General features: G+C 55.6%; 14 protein-coding genes. 7 read left to right on the plus strand and 7 right to left on the minus strand.

What is annotated here, in order from left to right; genetic code table 11:
- Positions 1–3 precede the first annotated feature (3 nt).
- A complete protein-coding gene (locus VQ830_RS06225; protein ID WP_337267218.1) occupies positions 4–492 on the minus strand; it encodes a hypothetical protein in 489 nt (162 codons plus the stop codon).
- A gap of 115 nt (positions 493–607) precedes the next feature.
- Between VQ830_RS06225 and VQ830_RS06230 the strand changes: the two genes are divergently transcribed.
- From VQ830_RS06230 to VQ830_RS06255, 6 genes are all read left to right on the plus strand, one after another.
- Positions 608–997 (plus strand): RidA family protein, encoded by a 390-nt coding sequence (locus tag VQ830_RS06230; RefSeq protein WP_337267219.1) that lies wholly within the window; start codon positions 608–610, stop codon positions 995–997.
- A gap of 16 nt (positions 998–1,013) precedes the next feature.
- A complete protein-coding gene (locus VQ830_RS06235; protein ID WP_337267220.1) occupies positions 1,014–1,877 on the plus strand; it encodes a MurR/RpiR family transcriptional regulator in 864 nt (287 codons plus the stop codon).
- Positions 1,878–1,899: 22 nt separating this feature from the next.
- Positions 1,900–2,676: an SDR family oxidoreductase gene (locus tag VQ830_RS06240; protein ID WP_337267221.1), complete on the plus strand. Its 777-nt coding sequence runs from the start codon at positions 1,900–1,902 to the stop codon at positions 2,674–2,676.
- Positions 2,677–2,694: 18 nt separating this feature from the next.
- Entirely contained in the window at positions 2,695–4,614 is a 1,920-nt protein-coding gene (locus VQ830_RS06245) for a beta-N-acetylhexosaminidase (protein ID WP_337267222.1), read from the plus strand.
- Positions 4,615–4,623: 9 nt separating this feature from the next.
- Positions 4,624–6,060 carry a M81 family metallopeptidase gene (locus tag VQ830_RS06250; RefSeq protein WP_337267223.1) on the plus strand — a complete coding sequence of 479 codons (1,437 nt, stop codon included), beginning with the start codon at positions 4,624–4,626 and terminating at the stop codon, positions 6,058–6,060.
- A gap of 62 nt (positions 6,061–6,122) precedes the next feature.
- Entirely contained in the window at positions 6,123–7,346 is a 1,224-nt protein-coding gene (locus VQ830_RS06255; protein ID WP_337267224.1) for an MFS transporter, read from the plus strand.
- Here the strand turns inward: VQ830_RS06255 and VQ830_RS06260 are convergent.
- The 3 genes from VQ830_RS06260 to VQ830_RS06270 all read right to left on the minus strand — a co-directional run bounded on the left by VQ830_RS06260 (position 7,321) and on the right by VQ830_RS06270 (position 12,803).
- Positions 7,321–8,142 carry a bifunctional allantoicase/(S)-ureidoglycine aminohydrolase gene (locus tag VQ830_RS06260; protein ID WP_337267225.1) on the minus strand — a complete coding sequence of 274 codons (822 nt, stop codon included), beginning with the start codon at positions 8,140–8,142 and terminating at the stop codon, positions 7,321–7,323. The genes VQ830_RS06255 and VQ830_RS06260 overlap by 26 nt on opposite strands.
- Positions 8,143–8,430: 288 nt before the next feature.
- On the minus strand, positions 8,431–11,568 hold the full coding sequence (locus VQ830_RS06265; RefSeq protein WP_337267226.1) for an efflux RND transporter permease subunit: 3,138 nt from the start codon (positions 11,566–11,568) through the stop codon (positions 8,431–8,433).
- A gap of 11 nt (positions 11,569–11,579) precedes the next feature.
- Positions 11,580–12,803, minus strand: a complete 1,224-nt coding sequence (locus tag VQ830_RS06270) for an efflux RND transporter periplasmic adaptor subunit (RefSeq protein WP_337267401.1) — start codon at positions 12,801–12,803, stop codon at positions 11,580–11,582.
- 203 nt (positions 12,804–13,006) lie between these two features.
- Here VQ830_RS06270 and VQ830_RS06275 point away from each other — a divergent pair, with 203 nt between their 5' ends.
- The gene (locus VQ830_RS06275) at positions 13,007–13,657 is read left to right on the plus strand and encodes a TetR/AcrR family transcriptional regulator (RefSeq protein ID WP_337267227.1); all 651 of its coding nucleotides are present in this window, start codon (positions 13,007–13,009) and stop codon (positions 13,655–13,657) included.
- A gap of 81 nt (positions 13,658–13,738) precedes the next feature.
- Here the strand turns inward: VQ830_RS06275 and VQ830_RS06280 are convergent, their stop codons facing one another.
- From VQ830_RS06280 to VQ830_RS06290, 3 genes are all read right to left on the minus strand, one after another.
- The gene (locus tag VQ830_RS06280) at positions 13,739–14,653 is read right to left on the minus strand and encodes a sugar phosphate isomerase/epimerase family protein (RefSeq protein ID WP_337267228.1); all 915 of its coding nucleotides are present in this window, start codon (positions 14,651–14,653) and stop codon (positions 13,739–13,741) included.
- A 130-nt stretch (positions 14,654–14,783) separates the two neighbouring features.
- A complete protein-coding gene (locus tag VQ830_RS06285) occupies positions 14,784–15,905 on the minus strand; it encodes a sn-glycerol-3-phosphate import ATP-binding protein UgpC (protein ID WP_337267229.1) in 1,122 nt (373 codons plus the stop codon).
- Between the two features lie 28 nt (positions 15,906–15,933).
- The gene (locus tag VQ830_RS06290) at positions 15,934–16,821 is read right to left on the minus strand and encodes an ABC transporter permease subunit (protein WP_337267230.1); all 888 of its coding nucleotides are present in this window, start codon (positions 16,819–16,821) and stop codon (positions 15,934–15,936) included.
- Between the last annotated feature and the right edge of the window lie 6 nt (positions 16,822–16,827).

Consider the following 16,827-nt stretch of genomic DNA (forward strand, 5'->3'; position numbering starts at 1 on the left):
CTTTCAATCGCCCATGGGATTCGGCAAATAGCCGGTGAAGCCACTGATCTTCCAGCGTCCCTGGTGCAGTCGACAATAATAGAGTGTCTGCCACTTCAGGCGATCGACACTGCCATCAGCCTTCGTGAGACTGCCATCGAACTTCTTGCGGGCCAGGGCGGTGTCGCCGTTGATCTCGATATCTTCGAGTGTCGTTGTTTTGAAGATCGCTGCTCGCGGATCTTCCGCAAATTGCTCGCCTGCGAACTCATGCGCCTGTCGCAGCCATTCGTCCCGGTAAGCGGCAAGTGTCGGGAAGGTCAGGCGCCATTTGTCCGGGCTGGTTTCCTTGCGTCCATCGATGCCAATAAAGGCTTCTTCAACGAAATCGTCGGCGACCAAGCTCCAATCCGCAGCCAAGAACGCGCTGATGTCGCGTTCAACCAGCATTTCCCAAATGGAATGTCGCGCCGCGTCCGAGCTAGGAAACGGATTAAGAAATGGGTCTCTCATGCAGATTGGCGCCCTCTATTGAAATTCTTTTCATAAACGTGGATTTCGACTAGCCAAAATCCGCCGGATATGGTCACCTGTCAACGTATCACGAAAATAATTTGCAGAGGCATCCATGTCCATTACCCGTTACGGAACAGTCCAAACCGGCGCCGGCGGAAAGCCGCTCCCCTTTGCACGGGCTGTCGAGGCCGACGGTTGGCTTTATGTCTCGGGACAGGTGGCCATGGAAAATGGCGAGATCATAGAAGGCGGAATTATCCCGCAAACGCACAAGACGATCCAGAACGTCATCGCAATCTTGCAGGAGGCCGGCTACGGTCTGGAGCATGTTGTGCGCTGTGGCGTCTGGCTCGATGATCCGCGCGACTTCTGGACCTTCAACGGCATTTATCAGAGCTACTTCGGCGAACATCCGCCGGCACGCGCCTGTGTCCAGGCCTCGATGATGGTCGACTGCAAGGTGGAAATTGATTGCGTGGCCTATAAGCCGAAAGATCGCTAAGGAGCGTATTCGGGCGATGGATCTCTTCTCGGCGCTGCAAGAAGAAAAAGAGCGGCTTTCCCAGTCGGAGGCCCGCATCGCTGATCTTATCGTCAATGATTTCGAATTTGCCGTGAATGCGTCGATCACGGAGCTTGCAGATCGCGCGGAAGTTTCACCGCCCACCGTGACACGTTTTTGCCGCCGCCTGAACTGCGACAGTTTTTCTGATTTCAAGATAAAGCTAGCAAGAACTGCCTATGTCGGCTTGCGCTATCTCAAACCGGAGCCAAAAAGTACGAATGCCAGCGATGTGGCGCAAGATATTGTCAGCACTGCGCAAGAGGCACTGTTCAGGCTCCATCGCTCTCTCAACCTGGAGGCAGTGGAGCAGGCAGCTGCCGCTCTCGCCAAAGCGGACATGATTTACGCCTTCGGATCGGGCGGCAACTCATCGATGATCGCGAACGAAATTCAAAATCGCTTGTTCCGTCTCGGGTTGAGAGTAACTGCAAGCAATGATCACGGCATGCAATTGATGCTGACAGCCGCCGCCAAACAAGGTGACGTCATCATCGGATCCTCCTTTTCCGGCCGGAACATGGAATTGGCAAAGAGCTTCTCTCTGGCGCGCGAAGAGAATATCAAGACGATTGCCCTTACCCAGAACGGAAGTCCGGTGGCGCAGGCAGCCGATATCGTCATCGGCATCGATATACCGGAAGGAAGCAACATCTTCCGGCCGACACCGACCCGTGTCGCTTACATCACGGCGCTCGATATATTGGCAGCGCTCGTTGCCTACGCAATCCAGCCGCAGGCAACCGTAACGTTGAGACAAATCAAAAAACAGTTGGTCGCCCATCGCGATGGCGACGACCGTCAACTGCTCGGTGATTGAAGCAGATAGTGAGGGTAGAGGCATGAGCAAAAACATCGCAATCGTGACGGGTGCAGCGGGCGATATCGGTCGGGCAATCGTTCGCCGGCTTGCCAGTGATCATGACACTGTCCTTCTGGTCGACATTGATCCGGCAGCAGCCGAGAAGGCTGCGAAGACGTTTGAGGATGCGGACAGATTTGTGGCCGTTGCCTGCGATGTCACCAAAGAAGCTGAAGTCGCTGAGATGGCAGCTCAGACTTCACGTTTGGGAAATGTCCGTACGCTGGTCAACAATGCGGGCGCTGCCCGTGCGGTAAGCTTGCAGGACACGACACCCGAGATCTGGCGGCAGGACAATGCACTTAATCTCGAGGCAGCCTTTCTGTGTTTTCGCGCTGTTGAAGATATGCTCAAGAAGACAAGCGGCTCCGTCATCAACATTGCCTCTGTGAACGGCATGCAGGTTTTCGGCCACCCAGCTTATAGCGCCGCAAAAGCCGGGCTTCTCCATCTGACGAGGTTGATTGCCGTTGAGTATGGAAAATACGGAATACGCTCCAATGCGGTCGCACCAGGAACTGTCCGCACCCAGGCCTGGGAAGCACGCGCGGCAGCTAACCCAAATGTGTTCGAGGAAGCCAGACGCTGGTATCCGCTTCAGCGCGTCGTTAAACCCGAGGATGTTGCAGAAGCGGTCGGCTTTCTGGCGAGTTCTCTTGCAAACGGGATAACGGGTGTTTGTCTCCCGGTTGATTGCGGCTTGACGGCCGGACAGGCGGAGTTGGCGCGGACGTTCTCACAATCCGAGCATTATTGAAGCGAAGGGAAGATCAACATGAACGCGCCCAACTATCGCCTCGAAAGCAGCTGGCAACCGCAAGGCGGCCAAAACGGCAGCTTCAGCTTTACGCTTTTCAATCTCGGGGAAGAACAGCTCTCTGGCTTCCGATTGATCTACACCTCGCTGACACGCGTCATCGATCAAGAGGCAGTGGAAAACGCCGTCTTTTTACGGCGTAACGCTAATTTTCACGAATTCGCACCGCCCCAGAACCTTGCGATCGCGCCTGGCGGGAGCTGGACGTTTACGGTGTCGGGCCTTCACCGCACGGCACGTCACTGCACCGATGGGGCAAAATCGGCTTACATCACGACATCCGACGGGAAGCATCACGCGGTTTCTGTTTCAGATTTGCTGCTGGAAGGGGCCACCAGCGAACCGCCGCCGCGTCTGATGCCGGAAGGCAAGGTGGACCAACCCTTTGCTCTGCAACCTTGGCCCGCCGATCTCGCCTTGACGGCCAGCGCGCACTTCCCGGTTGTTCTGTTTCCCCAGGCCTCTTCCTCGCAAGACGATCTCAAGGCCGTTTCTACCGTCCTTTCTCTCTTTCGCCGGCTCTTTGAGGCCGATCATGTTCCCTTCTCGCTGATGCCCTCTCCGCAGGGCCGGCCGATTGTCTTTGCGGCCGATAGCGGCTTGGGAAAAGAGTCATACCGACTGGATTTCACTCAAGAAGAAATCAAGCTGACCTATGGCGATCCGGCCGGTCGGTTCTATGCGCTTGTTTCTCTTGCGCAATTGCTCAACGGCGCACGTCGGCGTCCCGAGCAGTTCCGTTTCCCAGTATCGGGCCATATCGCCGATCGGCCGCGATATGGCTGGCGCGGTTGCCACCTCGACGTTTCCCGACAGTTTTACCCCGTCCCGGATGTTGCAAGGCTCCTGGACATCATGGCGTGGTTGAAGCTCAATATCTTTCATTGGCACTTGACGGATGATGAGGCTTGGCGTCTCGAAATCAAAGCCTATCCCGAATTGACGACGACAGGCGTGCTGCGCGGGCCGGATGAGCCCTTGCTGCCTCAACTCGGCAACAGTGCAGAGCCGGTTGGCGGTTTCTATACGCAAATAGATGTAAAGATGCTTATCGCGCATGCGGACCATCTTCACATTGAGGTCGTGCCGGAAGTCGATATTCCGGGACATTCGACAGCAGCTTTGGCTGCTCTCCCTACTCTTGTCGATGGACAAGAGGCGCCGGAAAGCTATCGCTCTGTCCAGGGGTTCCCAAACAACGCACTGAACCCCGCTATCGAGCTAACCTACGATTTCCTTGGCAAGGTGTTCGATGAAATGGTGGACCTCTTTCCTTCATCCTACATCCACATCGGTGGCGATGAAGTTGCCGACGGCTCTTGGCTCGCTTCACCTCTCGCAAAGGAACTGATGAAGAAGGAAGGCATTTCAGGCACGTTTGGTCTGCAGTCCTATTTCATGAAGAAGATCAAATCCATGCTGACGGAGCGAGGCAAGAAGCTCGCAGGCTGGAACGAGGTCGCGCATGGCGGCGGCGTCGAACCTAGCTCAACCTTGTTGATGGCATGGGAAAAGCCGGAGGTCGGTATCGAACTTGCTCGCGAAGGTTATGACGTGGTCATGACCCCCGGTCAGGCCTATTATCTCGACATGGTGCAGGCAGAAGCGTTTCAGGAGCCGGGTGCAAGCTGGGCTGGAACAGTTCCGCCGGAACATACCTATCAGTATGAGGCAGAAGGCGAATTTCCGGAGGAGCTGAAAAGCAAGATGAAGGGCATCCAAGCCTGCATCTGGTCAGAGCACTTCCTTTCGCGCGGCTACTTCAACCGGCTGGTTTTCCCAAGGCTGGGTGCGATCGCCGAAGCGGCGTGGACGCCAAAAGGCAATAAAAACTGGCTTCGCTTTGCGGCAATCGAGCCACTTAATCCGAGACTTTGAGGTTTGCGCATGCGCATCGCAGTTGGCGGTATCCATACGGAATGCAGCACCTACTCCCCCGTTCTGATGACGCGGGAGGACTTCCGCGTCCTGCGTGGCGACGAATTGCTTACTTCCGACTACTTCAGCTTCCTGAACGGAGCCGACCTTGAGCATGTTCCGCTGCTTCACGCGCGGGCTGTGCCTGGCGGTCCAGTTTCGCGCGAAGCCTATGAAGGTTTCAAATCGGAGTTTCTAGACCGATTGCGTGCGGCGCTGCCAATCGATGGTCTTTATCTCGCCATGCATGGCGCGATGAATGTTGATGGCATGGATGACGCCGAAGGTGACTGGATCGCCGCAGCGCGAGACGTCGTTGGGGCCGACTGCCCCGTTGCTGCGAGCTATGACCTGCATGGCAATGTCAGCCAACCCATTATCGATGCGCTCGACATCTTTGCGGGATACCGCACGGCGCCGCATATCGACACACGCGAAACAATGATCCGCGCCTGGTCGATGCTTGTGGATGCTATAAGATCCGGGCTCACCCCGGGGATAGCGTGGGCACCCATTCCCGTTCTTCTTCCAGGCGAATGCACATCCACCGAAGATGAGCCTGCCAAGTCAATTTACCTGAAGCTCCCTGACATCGACAAACGAGAAGGCGTTCTCGACGCCAACATGATGGTCGGCTACGTATGGGCAGATGAGCCCCGCGCTACAGCATGCGCTGTCGTTACAGCCACGAACCGTGATGCAGCGTACCATGTGGCAGAGGAACTGGCGCTTGCCTATTGGAATGCACGTGAAGACTTCGAGTTTGGACCGGTAACAGGCCCATTGGCAGAGATGCTCGATCTTGCCGAGAAAACCACGACCGCTCCTATTATTTTGGCGGACTCCGCGGACAATCCGACCGGTGGCGGGGTAGGCGATCGCGCCGACGTCTTGCGCGCTCTCTTAAAGAGAGGCTTCACGGACGCTCTCATCGCAGGTATCACAGATCGGCCTTCAGTCGAGGCATGTTTTGCCGCCGGCGAAGGATGCCATGTTGCATTAACCATCGGCGGCAGCCTCGATCCGTCAAGCACGCCGGTTTCGGTAGAGGCGCTGGTTCAACGGCTTGACGATCCCGGTCCTTCATCCGATCGACAGGCTGTGGTTAGCATTTCTGGCGTCACCGTGGTTCTGGCTGCCAAACGCCGGCCCTACCACAATATAGCTGACTTTACGCGCCTCGGGCTCGATCCGAAGGCTGTTCGCTTGCTGGTCGTCAAGTCAGGATATCTTTCGCCAGAACTTGCCCCGATCGCAAATCCGAACTTGATGGCCCTGACAGAAGGGGTAGTCAATCAACATATCGCCGGGCTCGACTGCAATCGTAGGCAACGTCCGATGTTCCCATTCGACAGGAACTTTGACTTCCGTCCGCATGTCCACTATTCGGCGCGTTGGAAAGAATAACCGCGCGCTCATCGGGACCTTCGTGCGGCCTGTCTTGCCCTTCCTCCTAAGATAGACTTCAGATGCGCCGCTTCATACCTGACGTTTTCTCCAATCCGACCATCCGCGTGAGCATGGTTGCGATCTTGATTTTCGGCTTTGCCGGCGCTTCGACGGGACCTTATGCCTCGATCATCGGGATCAAGGAGATTGGCCTCAGCAATGTCCTTTATTCGACTTTGATATTCTGCGCGGCTGCGGTCAATGTTACCGTCAGCATTCTGCTTGGTAACCTGGCGGATCGGGTTGGCGGATATCGCAGGATCATGATGACCGTCTGCCTGTTTGGGATCGCAGGATACGGCTCGATCTATTTCCTTCCTTCCATAGCGACTTTTGTCATCGGCATGCTCCTACTGGTGCCGGTTTTCAATACGCTCAATGCCCTGCTATTTGCCAATGTGCGCGTTGTCACCAATACGATGCCACGGCATGAAGTATCGCGCGTTAACACAGGCGTCCGCTCGATGATCTCGCTTGCCTGGGTTCTCGTGCCCGGCCTGACGGGTCTTGTTCTCACGCATTCGCAAAGTCGCTTGGCGGCCTATCTTTTTGCAGCGCTGGCCTGCCTTTCCTGTCTCGTCTTGATCAGCGTTTACCTTCCAAATCAGCCGAAGACCGAAGATGCGGCGGCCAATCATCTGTCTCATCTTGCTGCTTTGACGACAGTCGCCTCGCCCTTTGTCGCTATGCGGATCGCCGCGCTAGCCTTTGTTACGGCGATGCTGCATCTGAATGATGCATTGCTATCGTTGATTGCGACCGGCCAGGCGCAGGGCGCCATGACGGATGTCGGCATCGTCATCGGCATTGTCGCCTTGATCGAAATCGTTTTCATGATGATCTGGGCACAAGTTGTCAGGCGAAAAGGCCCGATGGTTGGATTGATGGCCGGCGGCAGCATCTATGCAACATATCTCTGCCTTCTGTCCTTTGCCCATCAGCCCTGGCATCTCTATGCACTGTCGCTGATCAGCGGGATCGGTGCCGCAGCTCTGATCAGCATACCGATTACCTATCTTCAAGATCTCCTTGCCGATCGGCCCGGTCTGGGAAGCGCTCTGATCTCAGTGAATATCTTTGTAAGCGCCGCGTTGAGCGCACTAATGTTTGCCGTGGGTACGAGCCTTGCCGGCTACGCTTCGACAGCACTCATTGGTGCTGTCGGGGGCGTCTCCGGTCTCACGGCGCTGATTTGTCTGGAGCGGCGCCCCCGCCCCCTCACCACAGATTGGCGTGCCGATTGACATCCTTGTAGAGGAGATATCGGAATCGGCCGGGGCCGCCCGCATAGCAAGCCTGCGGACAAAATGCGCGCAACCACATGAAATCGCCCGCCTCGACTTCGACCCAGTCGCTGTTGAGACGATAAACCGCCTTGCCCTCAAGCACATAAAGCCCGTGCTCCATCACATGGGTCTCCATGAATGGGATCGTCGCGCCTGGTTCAAACGTCACGATATTGAGGTGCATATCGTAGCGAACGTCATCCGGGTCAATAAAGCGGGTCGTTGCCCACTTTCCATCCGTGTCGGGCATGGGCGAAAGGGCACGTTCATCCTCATGCGCGAAAAGTACCGGGGGCGGCTCTAGGCCGTCCACGGCTTGGAACGCTTTTCTTACCCAGTGGAATTTGACTGCCGAGCTACCGTTGTTCTTCAGCGTCCAGGTCGAACCGGCAGGAATGAATGCAAAGCTGCCTGCGCGCAAACTATGCTCTTGTCCAGAAAGCGTAATCACAGCCTCTCCCTCAACGAAGAACATGGCAGCTTCGGCGCGCGGATCGAGCTCAGGGCGATCACTACCGCCGCCAGGACCGACTTCCATCAAATATTGCGAGAAAGTCTCGGAGAAACCTGTCAGCGGCCTTGAAAGCATCCAGGCTCTTGTCTGTGTCCAGAATGGCAGCACGCTGGTAACGATATCGGTCATAACCGTACGCGGGATGACGGCATAGGCGGTGGTGAAAACTGCCTTGCTCGACAAAAGCTCAGTCTGTCCAGGCAGCCCGCCAGGTTGGGAATAATACCGTCGCTCGTTCATGCTGATCTCCAAAAATAGACCGATACAACGCGCTTGTGGAAGGATTTGATCATCGTTGCAAGAGGAAGATTGAGAAGGAAATAGCAACGGACGCAACATCCTGTTGTCATCGCGATTGCGGTCTCGCGTTAGAAGCTCCTCTTGCGAAAGATTGCGACCGCTCGCGCTGACAACCTCGAGACATTTCGGCATAGAACGCTTGGATGCTGAAGCTCAAAGAAAGCGCGCCGCGCATCCTTTCCGATGCACGGCGCGCTGAGTGAGACTTTCTTGATCAGACAGCTTTTCTCAGACTTGAGTGGCCTTTTCCTCTCCCGACCCTGAGACATTATGGCCGCCTTTGAAGATACGGCGCACCGTCACAAACAGGAGCGGGATAAAGAAGATGCCGAGAACCGTCGCAGAAATCATACCGCCCATCACGCCGATACCGATTGAGTTCTGGCTCCCTGAACCAGCGCCTTTGGAAATCGCCAAGGGCAACACGCCAAGGATGAAGGCAAAGGACGTCATCAAAATCGGGCGCAAGCGCTGACGCGATGCTTCCAAGGTTGCATCGATGAGCCCCTTCCCGCGCTGTTGCTGTTCGATGGCAAATTCCACGATCAAGATCGCATTCTTCGCGGCAAGGCCTATCGTCGTAAGAAGGCCGACCTTGAAGTAGACGTCGTTCGACTGGCCGAACAGAGTTGCAGCAAGCAATGCCCCGAAAATCCCGATCGGAACCGACAGCAGAACGGCAAACGGGATCGACCAGCTTTCATAGAGCGCCGCAAGCGCCAGGAACACCACCAATATCGAGATCGCGTAAAGCTGCGTTGCCTGGTTGCCAGACAGCTTCTCCTGCGCGGACAGACTGGTCCACTCATGCGAGAAGCCGGGCGGCAACTGATTCATGAGACTGTCGATCTCATTCATCGCATCGCCCGAGGATACGCCAGGAGCAGCAGCTCCCTGGATTTCGACGGCGGGAGAGCCGTTGTAACGCTCAAGTCGTGGCGAACCATAGGTCCATTTACCCGAAGCAAACGCAGAGAATGGAACCATATCGCCATCCGAGTTGCGCACATACCAGCGGTCAAGATCCTCCGGCTGCATGCGGAAGCGCGCATCTGCCTGCACATAGACCTTTTTCACGCGCCCGCGGTCGATAAAATCGTTGACATAGGTTCCACCCCAGGCCGTCGACAACGTCGCGTCGATTGCCGTGAGATCGATGTTCATCGAACGGGCTTTTTCCTGATCGATTTCGACTGAGTATTGCGGCGTGTCTTCCTGGCCGTTTGGACGCGTACCGACGAGCTTCTGGTTCTTCGATGCCAGCCCTAGCAACTGGTTGCGTGCCGCAATCAATTGCTGATGGCCCTGGTTGTTAATATCCTTGATGAAGAAGTCGAAGCCGGCAGAGGTGCCGAAACCCGGGATCGCAGGCGGCGCAAGTGCAAAGACACTGGCATCTTTCAGTGACGCAAAGGTCCTGATCGCCCGTCCAGCAATGGCTTGCGCGCTCGCCTGGGGATCCGTTCGCAGAGCGAAGTCCTTAAGCTTCACGAACACAAGGCCGACGTTCTGCCCCTGCCCGCTGAAACCGAAGCCCGCAACGGCAAACACGCCTTCAACGTTCGCCTTTTCATCTTGAAGATAATGATTACGAACGCTCTCCAAGACCTGTTTGGTTCGGTAATCCGTTGCACCAGGCGGCAGTTGCACAGTCGTGATCAAAATACCTTGATCTTCATCCGGCAGGAACGAGCTCGGAAGCCGGTTGAACAGATAGACGACGGCAGCTCCGATGAGGACGAAAATAATCAGGAAGATCGGCGCAACACGGATAATGCCACCGACGCCTCGCTGATATCCATGCGTGCCGCGATCGAAATTGCGGTTGAACCAACCGAACACGCCCTTCTTTTTTGCACCATGCTTCGGCTTCTTCAGGATCGTCGCGCAAAGAGCGGGAGTGAGAACAAGCGCAACGATGACCGAAAGGATCATTGCAGACACAATAGTAACCGAGAACTGCCGGTAAATCACACCGACAGAACCAGAGAAAAAGGCCATGGGAATGAACACGGCAGACAGAACCGTCGCGATACCTATCAGCGCTCCGGTGATTTCACTCATGGATTTGATGGTCGCTTCGCGCGGCGAAAGCCCCTCTTCTTCCATCACACGTTCAACATTCTCGACGACGACGATCGCGTCGTCGACGAGGAGGCCGATCGCCAGAACCATACCGAACATCGTCAGCGTATTGATCGAATAACCGAAGACGGAGAGAATGCCGAAGGTTCCGAGCAACACAACAGGCACAGCAAGTGTCGGAATGATCGTTGCGCGGATGCTCTGCAGGAAGACGAACATGACGATGAAGACGAGTGCGATTGCCTCGACGAGGGTTTTCACCACTTCTTCAATCGAAAGCTTGACGAATGGCGTCGTGTCGTAGGGGTAAACGACATCGACATTGGGAGGCATCGTCTGCTTGACGCTGTTGATCATGTTCTCGACGGCTTCAGCCGTATCGATCGCATTCGCGCCCGACGCCAGGTTGATACCCAAACCAGCCGATGGCTTTCCGTTGTAGGTACTCGTACTCGTGTAGCTGTCAGCGCCGAGTTCAACACGTGCAACATCATTCAGACGTACCAGGGAGCCATCTGACTGGCTCTTTAGGATGATGTTTTCGAATTGCTGCGGCGTTTGCAAACGGCTTTTTGCCGTCACGGTCGCATTGAGCTGCTGGCCTTTGACCTGCGGCAATGCACCGACCTGACCTGCTGAAACCTGCGTATTTTGTGCCTGAATAGCAGAGACAACATCATCCGTGGTAAGCTGATATTGATAGAGCTTATCCGGGTTTACCCAGATTCGCATTGCGTAGCCGGCACCGAAAAGCTGCGTGTCACCGACGCCAGGAACGCGCTTAAGCGTATCGTTCAGCGTGCTGTTCACATAGTCGGCAAGGTCATTGGCACTCAACTTGCCGTCGGTCGACACGAAGCCGATAACCATGAGGAAGCTGGAGGTCGATTTGGAAACAACAATGCCTGTGTTCTGCACCGCTTGCGGAAGCTGCGCGGTTACAAGCTGCAGCTTGTTCTGGACCTGCATCTGCGCGACATCAGGGTTGGCCTTGTTCGTAAAGGTGAGCGATATCGAAGCCTGCCCTGTGGAAGTCGACGTCGAGGCGATGTAATCGAGATTATCGATCCCCGTCATGCCCTGTTCGATAACCTTCGTTACCGAGTTTTCAACGGTTTGAGCATCGGCACCGTTATAGGTAGCGGTAATACGAACCGTCGTTGGAGCGATCTGAGGATATTGCGAGATCGATAGCGTGGTGATCGACAGCAAGCCCGCCAGCATGATTACGATCGCAATGACCCAGGCAAAGATCGGCCTGTCGATAAAGAAACGCGACATCGGTCAAATCCTCACTTGGCAGACGCGGTGGTGATGGCCTTGTCGGGCGTGTCGTTCATGCTCTGCTTCTGCTGTTCCTTAGGTGCATCTGCTGCCGCCTGCTTAAGCTCACCCGTGGCATCGTCAATCGTCACGGAAGAAACTGTCACATCCTGGCCGTCGCGAACGCGCTGACTACCTTCAACGATCACGCGATCTCCGTCTTTGACGCCCTCGCCGACCAACCAGCTGTTGCCAACGCTGCGCTGCACCGACAGGACGCGCAACTGGACTTTGCCGTCGGGCTGGACGAACATGGCTGTCGGCTCTCCCTTCGTGTTGCGTGTCACGGCCCGCTGCGGAACGAGGAAACTGTTTTCTGCGACGCCTTCTTCGATCGTGGCGCGCACATACATACCCGGCAACAGCACACGGTCAGGATTGGGGAACACGGCGCGGACGGTAACGGTGCCGACAGTTTCGGCCACTGCGGCGCTGAGGAATTCGAGCTTGCCAGTCTGATTGTACGTCGACCCATCCTCGAGCGTCAGGTGCACCGACACATTTTCGCCGCTCATCTTCAAACGGCCTTCGGCAACAGCCTTGCGAAACTTCAATAGATTGGTGCTCGATTGCGTGACATCGACGTTCATCGGGTCAAGCTTGCGGATCGTCGTCAAAGCAGTTGTCTGATTGGCCGTCACCAAAGCGCCGACCGTGACGGCGGACGCATCGACGCGTCCATCAATGGGAGCGCGGATTTTCGTGTATTCGAGATTGATTCGCGCGGTGTCGAGCGCTGCCTGCGCCGCAGCGACCGAGGCCTGGGCTTGAACAAGCGTAGACTGCGCATCATCGAAATCCTGCTGGCTGACAGCAGCCTGTGCGCTGAGGCCCTTGTAGCGATCAAGCTTTGCCTGGGCACTTGGCACCGCACCCTTTGCTTTTTGCAAGTCCGCAGCGGCGCTGTCATAGGAAGCTTGATAGGTGGCTGGGTCGATTTCATACAGGATCTCGCCCTGCTTGACCTCGCTGCCTTCCTTAAAATTCCGTTTCGTGATGATGCCACCGACCTGCGGGCGCACTTCCGCGATCAGGTAGGCCGATGTGCGGCCAGGAAGCTCTGCGGTAATGGCGACCGACTGCGGATGAAGCGTGATCGCGCTGACCTCCGGCTTTGCAGCACCGGCAGCAGCTTGCTGTTTCGACGTATCGTTCTTCTGGTTACAGGAGGCCAAGGCAAGAACAGCCGCAATGCACGCGAATGCACGGAGCGTTCGCCGCGCGCGGCTGTCAAACTTGACTGCACCGATCTGGAGGCCGCTGACGTTGGCGGACGCTTCGAGCTTAGAACGCAAAGGAAAACCCTCTCTGCACATTTACAGTACGATGCAGTACCATTAGTTTGGGTGGCGGATCGATGTCAATTGGCAATCTAGGCGGAGAACGGGGTTTGCAAGTGAAAGCGGTTAAAGATCATGTGATTGACGCTGCAAAAAAGCCGCGCGGCAGGCCGCGGACATCGACAGACGAAGACAAGCGAAAACAAATCGTCGAGACGGCTCGGCAAAGTTTCGTTGAACTTGGTTATGCGGGCACAACCACAGATCGCGTTGCAGCCGAATGCAAGATCTCCAAGAACACTCTTTACCGGCTTTTTCCATCCAAGCGCGAACTCCTGTGCGCGGTCATTGCCACCATTCGCCAGACTGCACTCGATCTTCCAAGACCGGAGAATGAGGATCTGACGCCAGAGCAAGCGCTTGAGAAGATTTTCCTGATCGAAATCGACGAAGAGGCCGAGCGCGAAAGAAAAGCCATCATCCACGTTTTCTTTTCAGAAAGCGTTCAATATCCCGAGGTTTTCGAAATGCTTCATGAAAGTGCCCAGGAAATGCGGTGCGATCTGGCGGCTTGGCTGAGCCAGCAGCGAGAGAGAGGAAAACTCTCGCTGGTAAACCCGCACCATGGTGCACGCATGTTGATGGACATGATCTTTGGTGCTTTTGGCCCACCACAAAAAGACGCGCTTGACTGGCCGTCTCGGCAAGCCAGGCAAGAATATATGCGCGAATGCATTGCCTTTTTCGTCAAGGCGGCCAAACCCTGAGCCACAGTCTTGGAACCCTCGTCAAAACAAAAGTCATAAAAGACGCGCAGGCCAGTTTCGACGGCCTGCGCGTCCTACAGATTACTCGGCTGCCGCCGCTCTTTCACCCATAGCGACAAGGCGGCGCGCGTGATTGAGACAAGCAGGTTGCTCGGCAGCGAAACGTTCAGCACCAATTTCCATGATCAGCGTCGTATCTGGCAGGAAGTTAAGCTCTGAGAAGATGCTTTCCCAGTCAATATCGCCCCAACCGATCGGCAGATGCAGATCGCCGATCCCAAGCGCCGTTGCCTCGGCCGGATGATAAAACTTTTCCATCGTGTACGGCAGACCGAAGCTGTCATGCACGTGCAGATGCCCTGCGACCGGCGCCATGGCGCGAAGCTGGTCCCGGAAATCCAGCTTCCGGAAGGTCGACTCGATATAGGCGTGAGAAAAGTCGATAAGAGCAACGACATTGTCATGGCCAATTGCCTTGACGGTCTCGGCCACCTGTGACGGCGTCTGGCGGTATTGACCCTTTTCCGTCGTGAAAATGTTCTCCAAGGCAATCCGCACGCCGTACCCCTTGGCAATGTCGGCCATCTCTAGCAAGGCATCCCGCTCCATCTCGTCGAGATCGGCACTGTTTTCTTCTGAAGCGAGTATTGCGGAGCCTGAATGATGGACGAGGATACCAGCGCCCAGTCGATTGCACAGTTCGAGCATCGCACGAACGACCTTCTTTTGAAGATGAAGGTGATCGCGGTCCATAAAGTTGGACGAGATCTGGCCGTGCAGGGACAGCTTTTTGAACGGATAGCGCTTCACGATCTCCACAACACGCTGGAGACGCTCTTCGATGATACGGCCACCTGACACGATCTCCTCGCCATAGATGCCGATTTCGCAAGCATCGGCGCCGGTATCGGCAATTTCTCGGATCGAAGCATCCAGCACGCTGAGATCACCACGCCCGGTGCGATTGCAAAAGCCGATGGCTGAAATATTACTCATGAGTCTATCTCCGTTGTCGATGATCCAAGATGCATCCTGAGCGGCTCGTTCTGTATGCGAGGCAATCCGCTCCAGATCTCGATTTCAAATTGGGTTTCTCGCTAGCATTCGGGCATGCGGACGAAAATGCCTAATGTGCCGCAAGATTGGCCACGGGCTGTCTTGCCGCCGTTTCCTCGAAGAAATTGGCATCGATTCGCTGACCGCTTACGCGATCAAAGAAGTGCAGATGCTCTGCCGGCAAGTGGAAATTGATGGTGTCGCCGGCGTGTGTCACGACCTCTTCGCCCAGCGCCGCCGCAAACGCTTGTCCGTCGACAACTGTATGGACCACCCGACCTGAACCGAGTTCCTCGACGAAGTCGACAACGCCATGCACGCCATCTCGATCGGAAAGCTTCACGTGCTCGGGCCGGATGCCAACAACAACATCCTTGCCGCGCAGGAGCGAAGCCATTCGCGGGTCGATGGGAACGATTTTACCACCGATGCGGATGCTTGGCGATTCCACCTCGATGCGCGTCTCAAACAGGTTCATCGCAGGTGACCCGATGAAGGAGGCCACGAATGTGCTTGCCGGACGATGATAGATGTCCAACGGACGCCCCACTTGCTCTACATGTCCCTTGTTCATGATCACCAACCGGTCGGCCAAAGTCATCGCCTCGACCTGATCATGAGTCACGAAGATGGATGTAGCAGAAAGCCGCTGGTGCAGCTTACGGATCTCTGCCCTCATGCTGACGCGCAGTTTTGCGTCAAGATTGGACAAGGGCTCATCGAACAGGAAGACCTTCGGCTCGCGAATGATAGCGCGTCCCATGGCGACGCGCTGACGCTGACCACCAGAAAGCGCCGCAGGCTTGCGTTCAAGATATTCGGAAAGGCCAACGATCTTCGCCGTTTCCTCGATACGACGTTGTCTCTCGGCTTTCGGGACGCCGGCAACCTTGAGCGCGTAACCGATATTGGATGCCACCGTCATGTGCGGATAAAGCGCGTAGTTCTGGAAGACCATCGCGCAGCCTCGCTCTCGTGGTTCGAGCCGATTGACGACACGTCCGCCAATCGAAATTTCTCCTGAAGTTATTTCTTCAAGACCGGCGATCATACGCAGGAGCGTTGATTTTCCGCAGCCGGAGGGACCAAGGATGACAACAAATTCTCCTGATGGAAAGCTGAGATCCACCCCGTGAATGGTCGGGTTTTTGCCGTAGGATTTGCGGACAGCAGATATATCGATTTGTGCCATTGATAAGAGCCTTCTTTCTTTATTTCGGTCACTTTTCTGAGGCGACAAGGCCGCGGACGAACCATCGCTGCAAGATAGCAACGACAAGGACCGGTGGGGCCATGATGATGAGCGAGCCGGCCAGTGTTACGTTCCAGTCGGGCGTGCCGTTTTCGCTCGGCAAAAGCGCAACAAGAGACATCATGACGGTCTTGTAGGAGGGATCCGTGACCATCAGGAGCGGCCAGAGATATTGGTTCCAACCATAGACGAACATGATCGTGGTGAGGGCGAGGATGTTCGTCTTTGATAAAGGCAGCAAGATCTCGACGAAGAAGCGTACGGGTCCTGATCCGTCCATGCGCGCTGCTTCAGCCAATTCATCTGGCAGCGTCATGAAAAATTGTCGGTAGAGAAAGGTACCTGTCGCCGTCGCAATAAGCGGCAAGGTGAGACCCATGTAGGAGTTCAAAAGATTCCACTCTATCCCGACATGAATTCCGGAAAAGAACTCAATCAGCATGCCGACAGGTTTGAACATATCGGCAGCGACGGCGTATGTCGGCACGACGCGCACCTCCAATGGAAGCATCAGCGTGATGAACACCGTCCAGAAGAAGAGGTGCTTCAGAGGTGAGCGGAAAAAGACGATCGCAAAGGCCGTTAGGGCGGATAAGGCAACTTTGCCGAACGTAATGAGGCAGGCCATGATAAGGCTGTTCAGCATTGCCGTGCCAAGATTGGCGCGAGACCATGCTTGCGCAGCATTGGTGAAGAGCTGATCGTTCGGCATGAAACTGAAAGGCACCGAGTTTATCTGCCGTAGATCCTGACTGGCGCCCGAAATGACGACGATAAACGGTCCGATCAAAAGAACGAACCCGATGATCATGACGGCATAGGTCAAGGCGTTTGCAAATGGCGTACGTTCAATCATGAATGC

Origin of the sequence: Oryzifoliimicrobium ureilyticum (assembly GCF_037199735.1) — a bacterium.
Classification (GTDB): Bacteria; Pseudomonadota; Alphaproteobacteria; order Rhizobiales; family Rhizobiaceae; genus Rhizobium; species Rhizobium ureilyticus.

Coding starts and splice junctions, on each gene's coding strand:
- VQ830_RS06225 (WP_337267218.1), bottom strand. CDS start 492: ATGAGAGACCCATTTCTTAATCCGTTTCCTAGCTCGGACGCGGCGCGA.
- VQ830_RS06230 (WP_337267219.1), top strand. CDS start 608: ATGTCCATTACCCGTTACGGAACAGTCCAAACCGGCGCCGGCGGAAAG.
- VQ830_RS06235 (WP_337267220.1), top strand. CDS start 1,014: ATGGATCTCTTCTCGGCGCTGCAAGAAGAAAAAGAGCGGCTTTCCCAG.
- VQ830_RS06240 (WP_337267221.1), top strand. CDS start 1,900: ATGAGCAAAAACATCGCAATCGTGACGGGTGCAGCGGGCGATATCGGT.
- VQ830_RS06245 (WP_337267222.1), top strand. CDS start 2,695: ATGAACGCGCCCAACTATCGCCTCGAAAGCAGCTGGCAACCGCAAGGC.
- VQ830_RS06250 (WP_337267223.1), top strand. CDS start 4,624: ATGCGCATCGCAGTTGGCGGTATCCATACGGAATGCAGCACCTACTCC.
- VQ830_RS06255 (WP_337267224.1), top strand. CDS start 6,123: ATGCGCCGCTTCATACCTGACGTTTTCTCCAATCCGACCATCCGCGTG.
- VQ830_RS06260 (WP_337267225.1), bottom strand. CDS start 8,142: ATGAACGAGCGACGGTATTATTCCCAACCTGGCGGGCTGCCTGGACAG.
- VQ830_RS06265 (WP_337267226.1), bottom strand. CDS start 11,568: ATGTCGCGTTTCTTTATCGACAGGCCGATCTTTGCCTGGGTCATTGCG.
- VQ830_RS06280 (WP_337267228.1), bottom strand. CDS start 14,653: ATGAGTAATATTTCAGCCATCGGCTTTTGCAATCGCACCGGGCGTGGT.
- VQ830_RS06285 (WP_337267229.1), bottom strand. CDS start 15,905: ATGGCACAAATCGATATATCTGCTGTCCGCAAATCCTACGGCAAAAAC.
- VQ830_RS06290 (WP_337267230.1), bottom strand. CDS start 16,821: ATGATTGAACGTACGCCATTTGCAAACGCCTTGACCTATGCCGTCATG.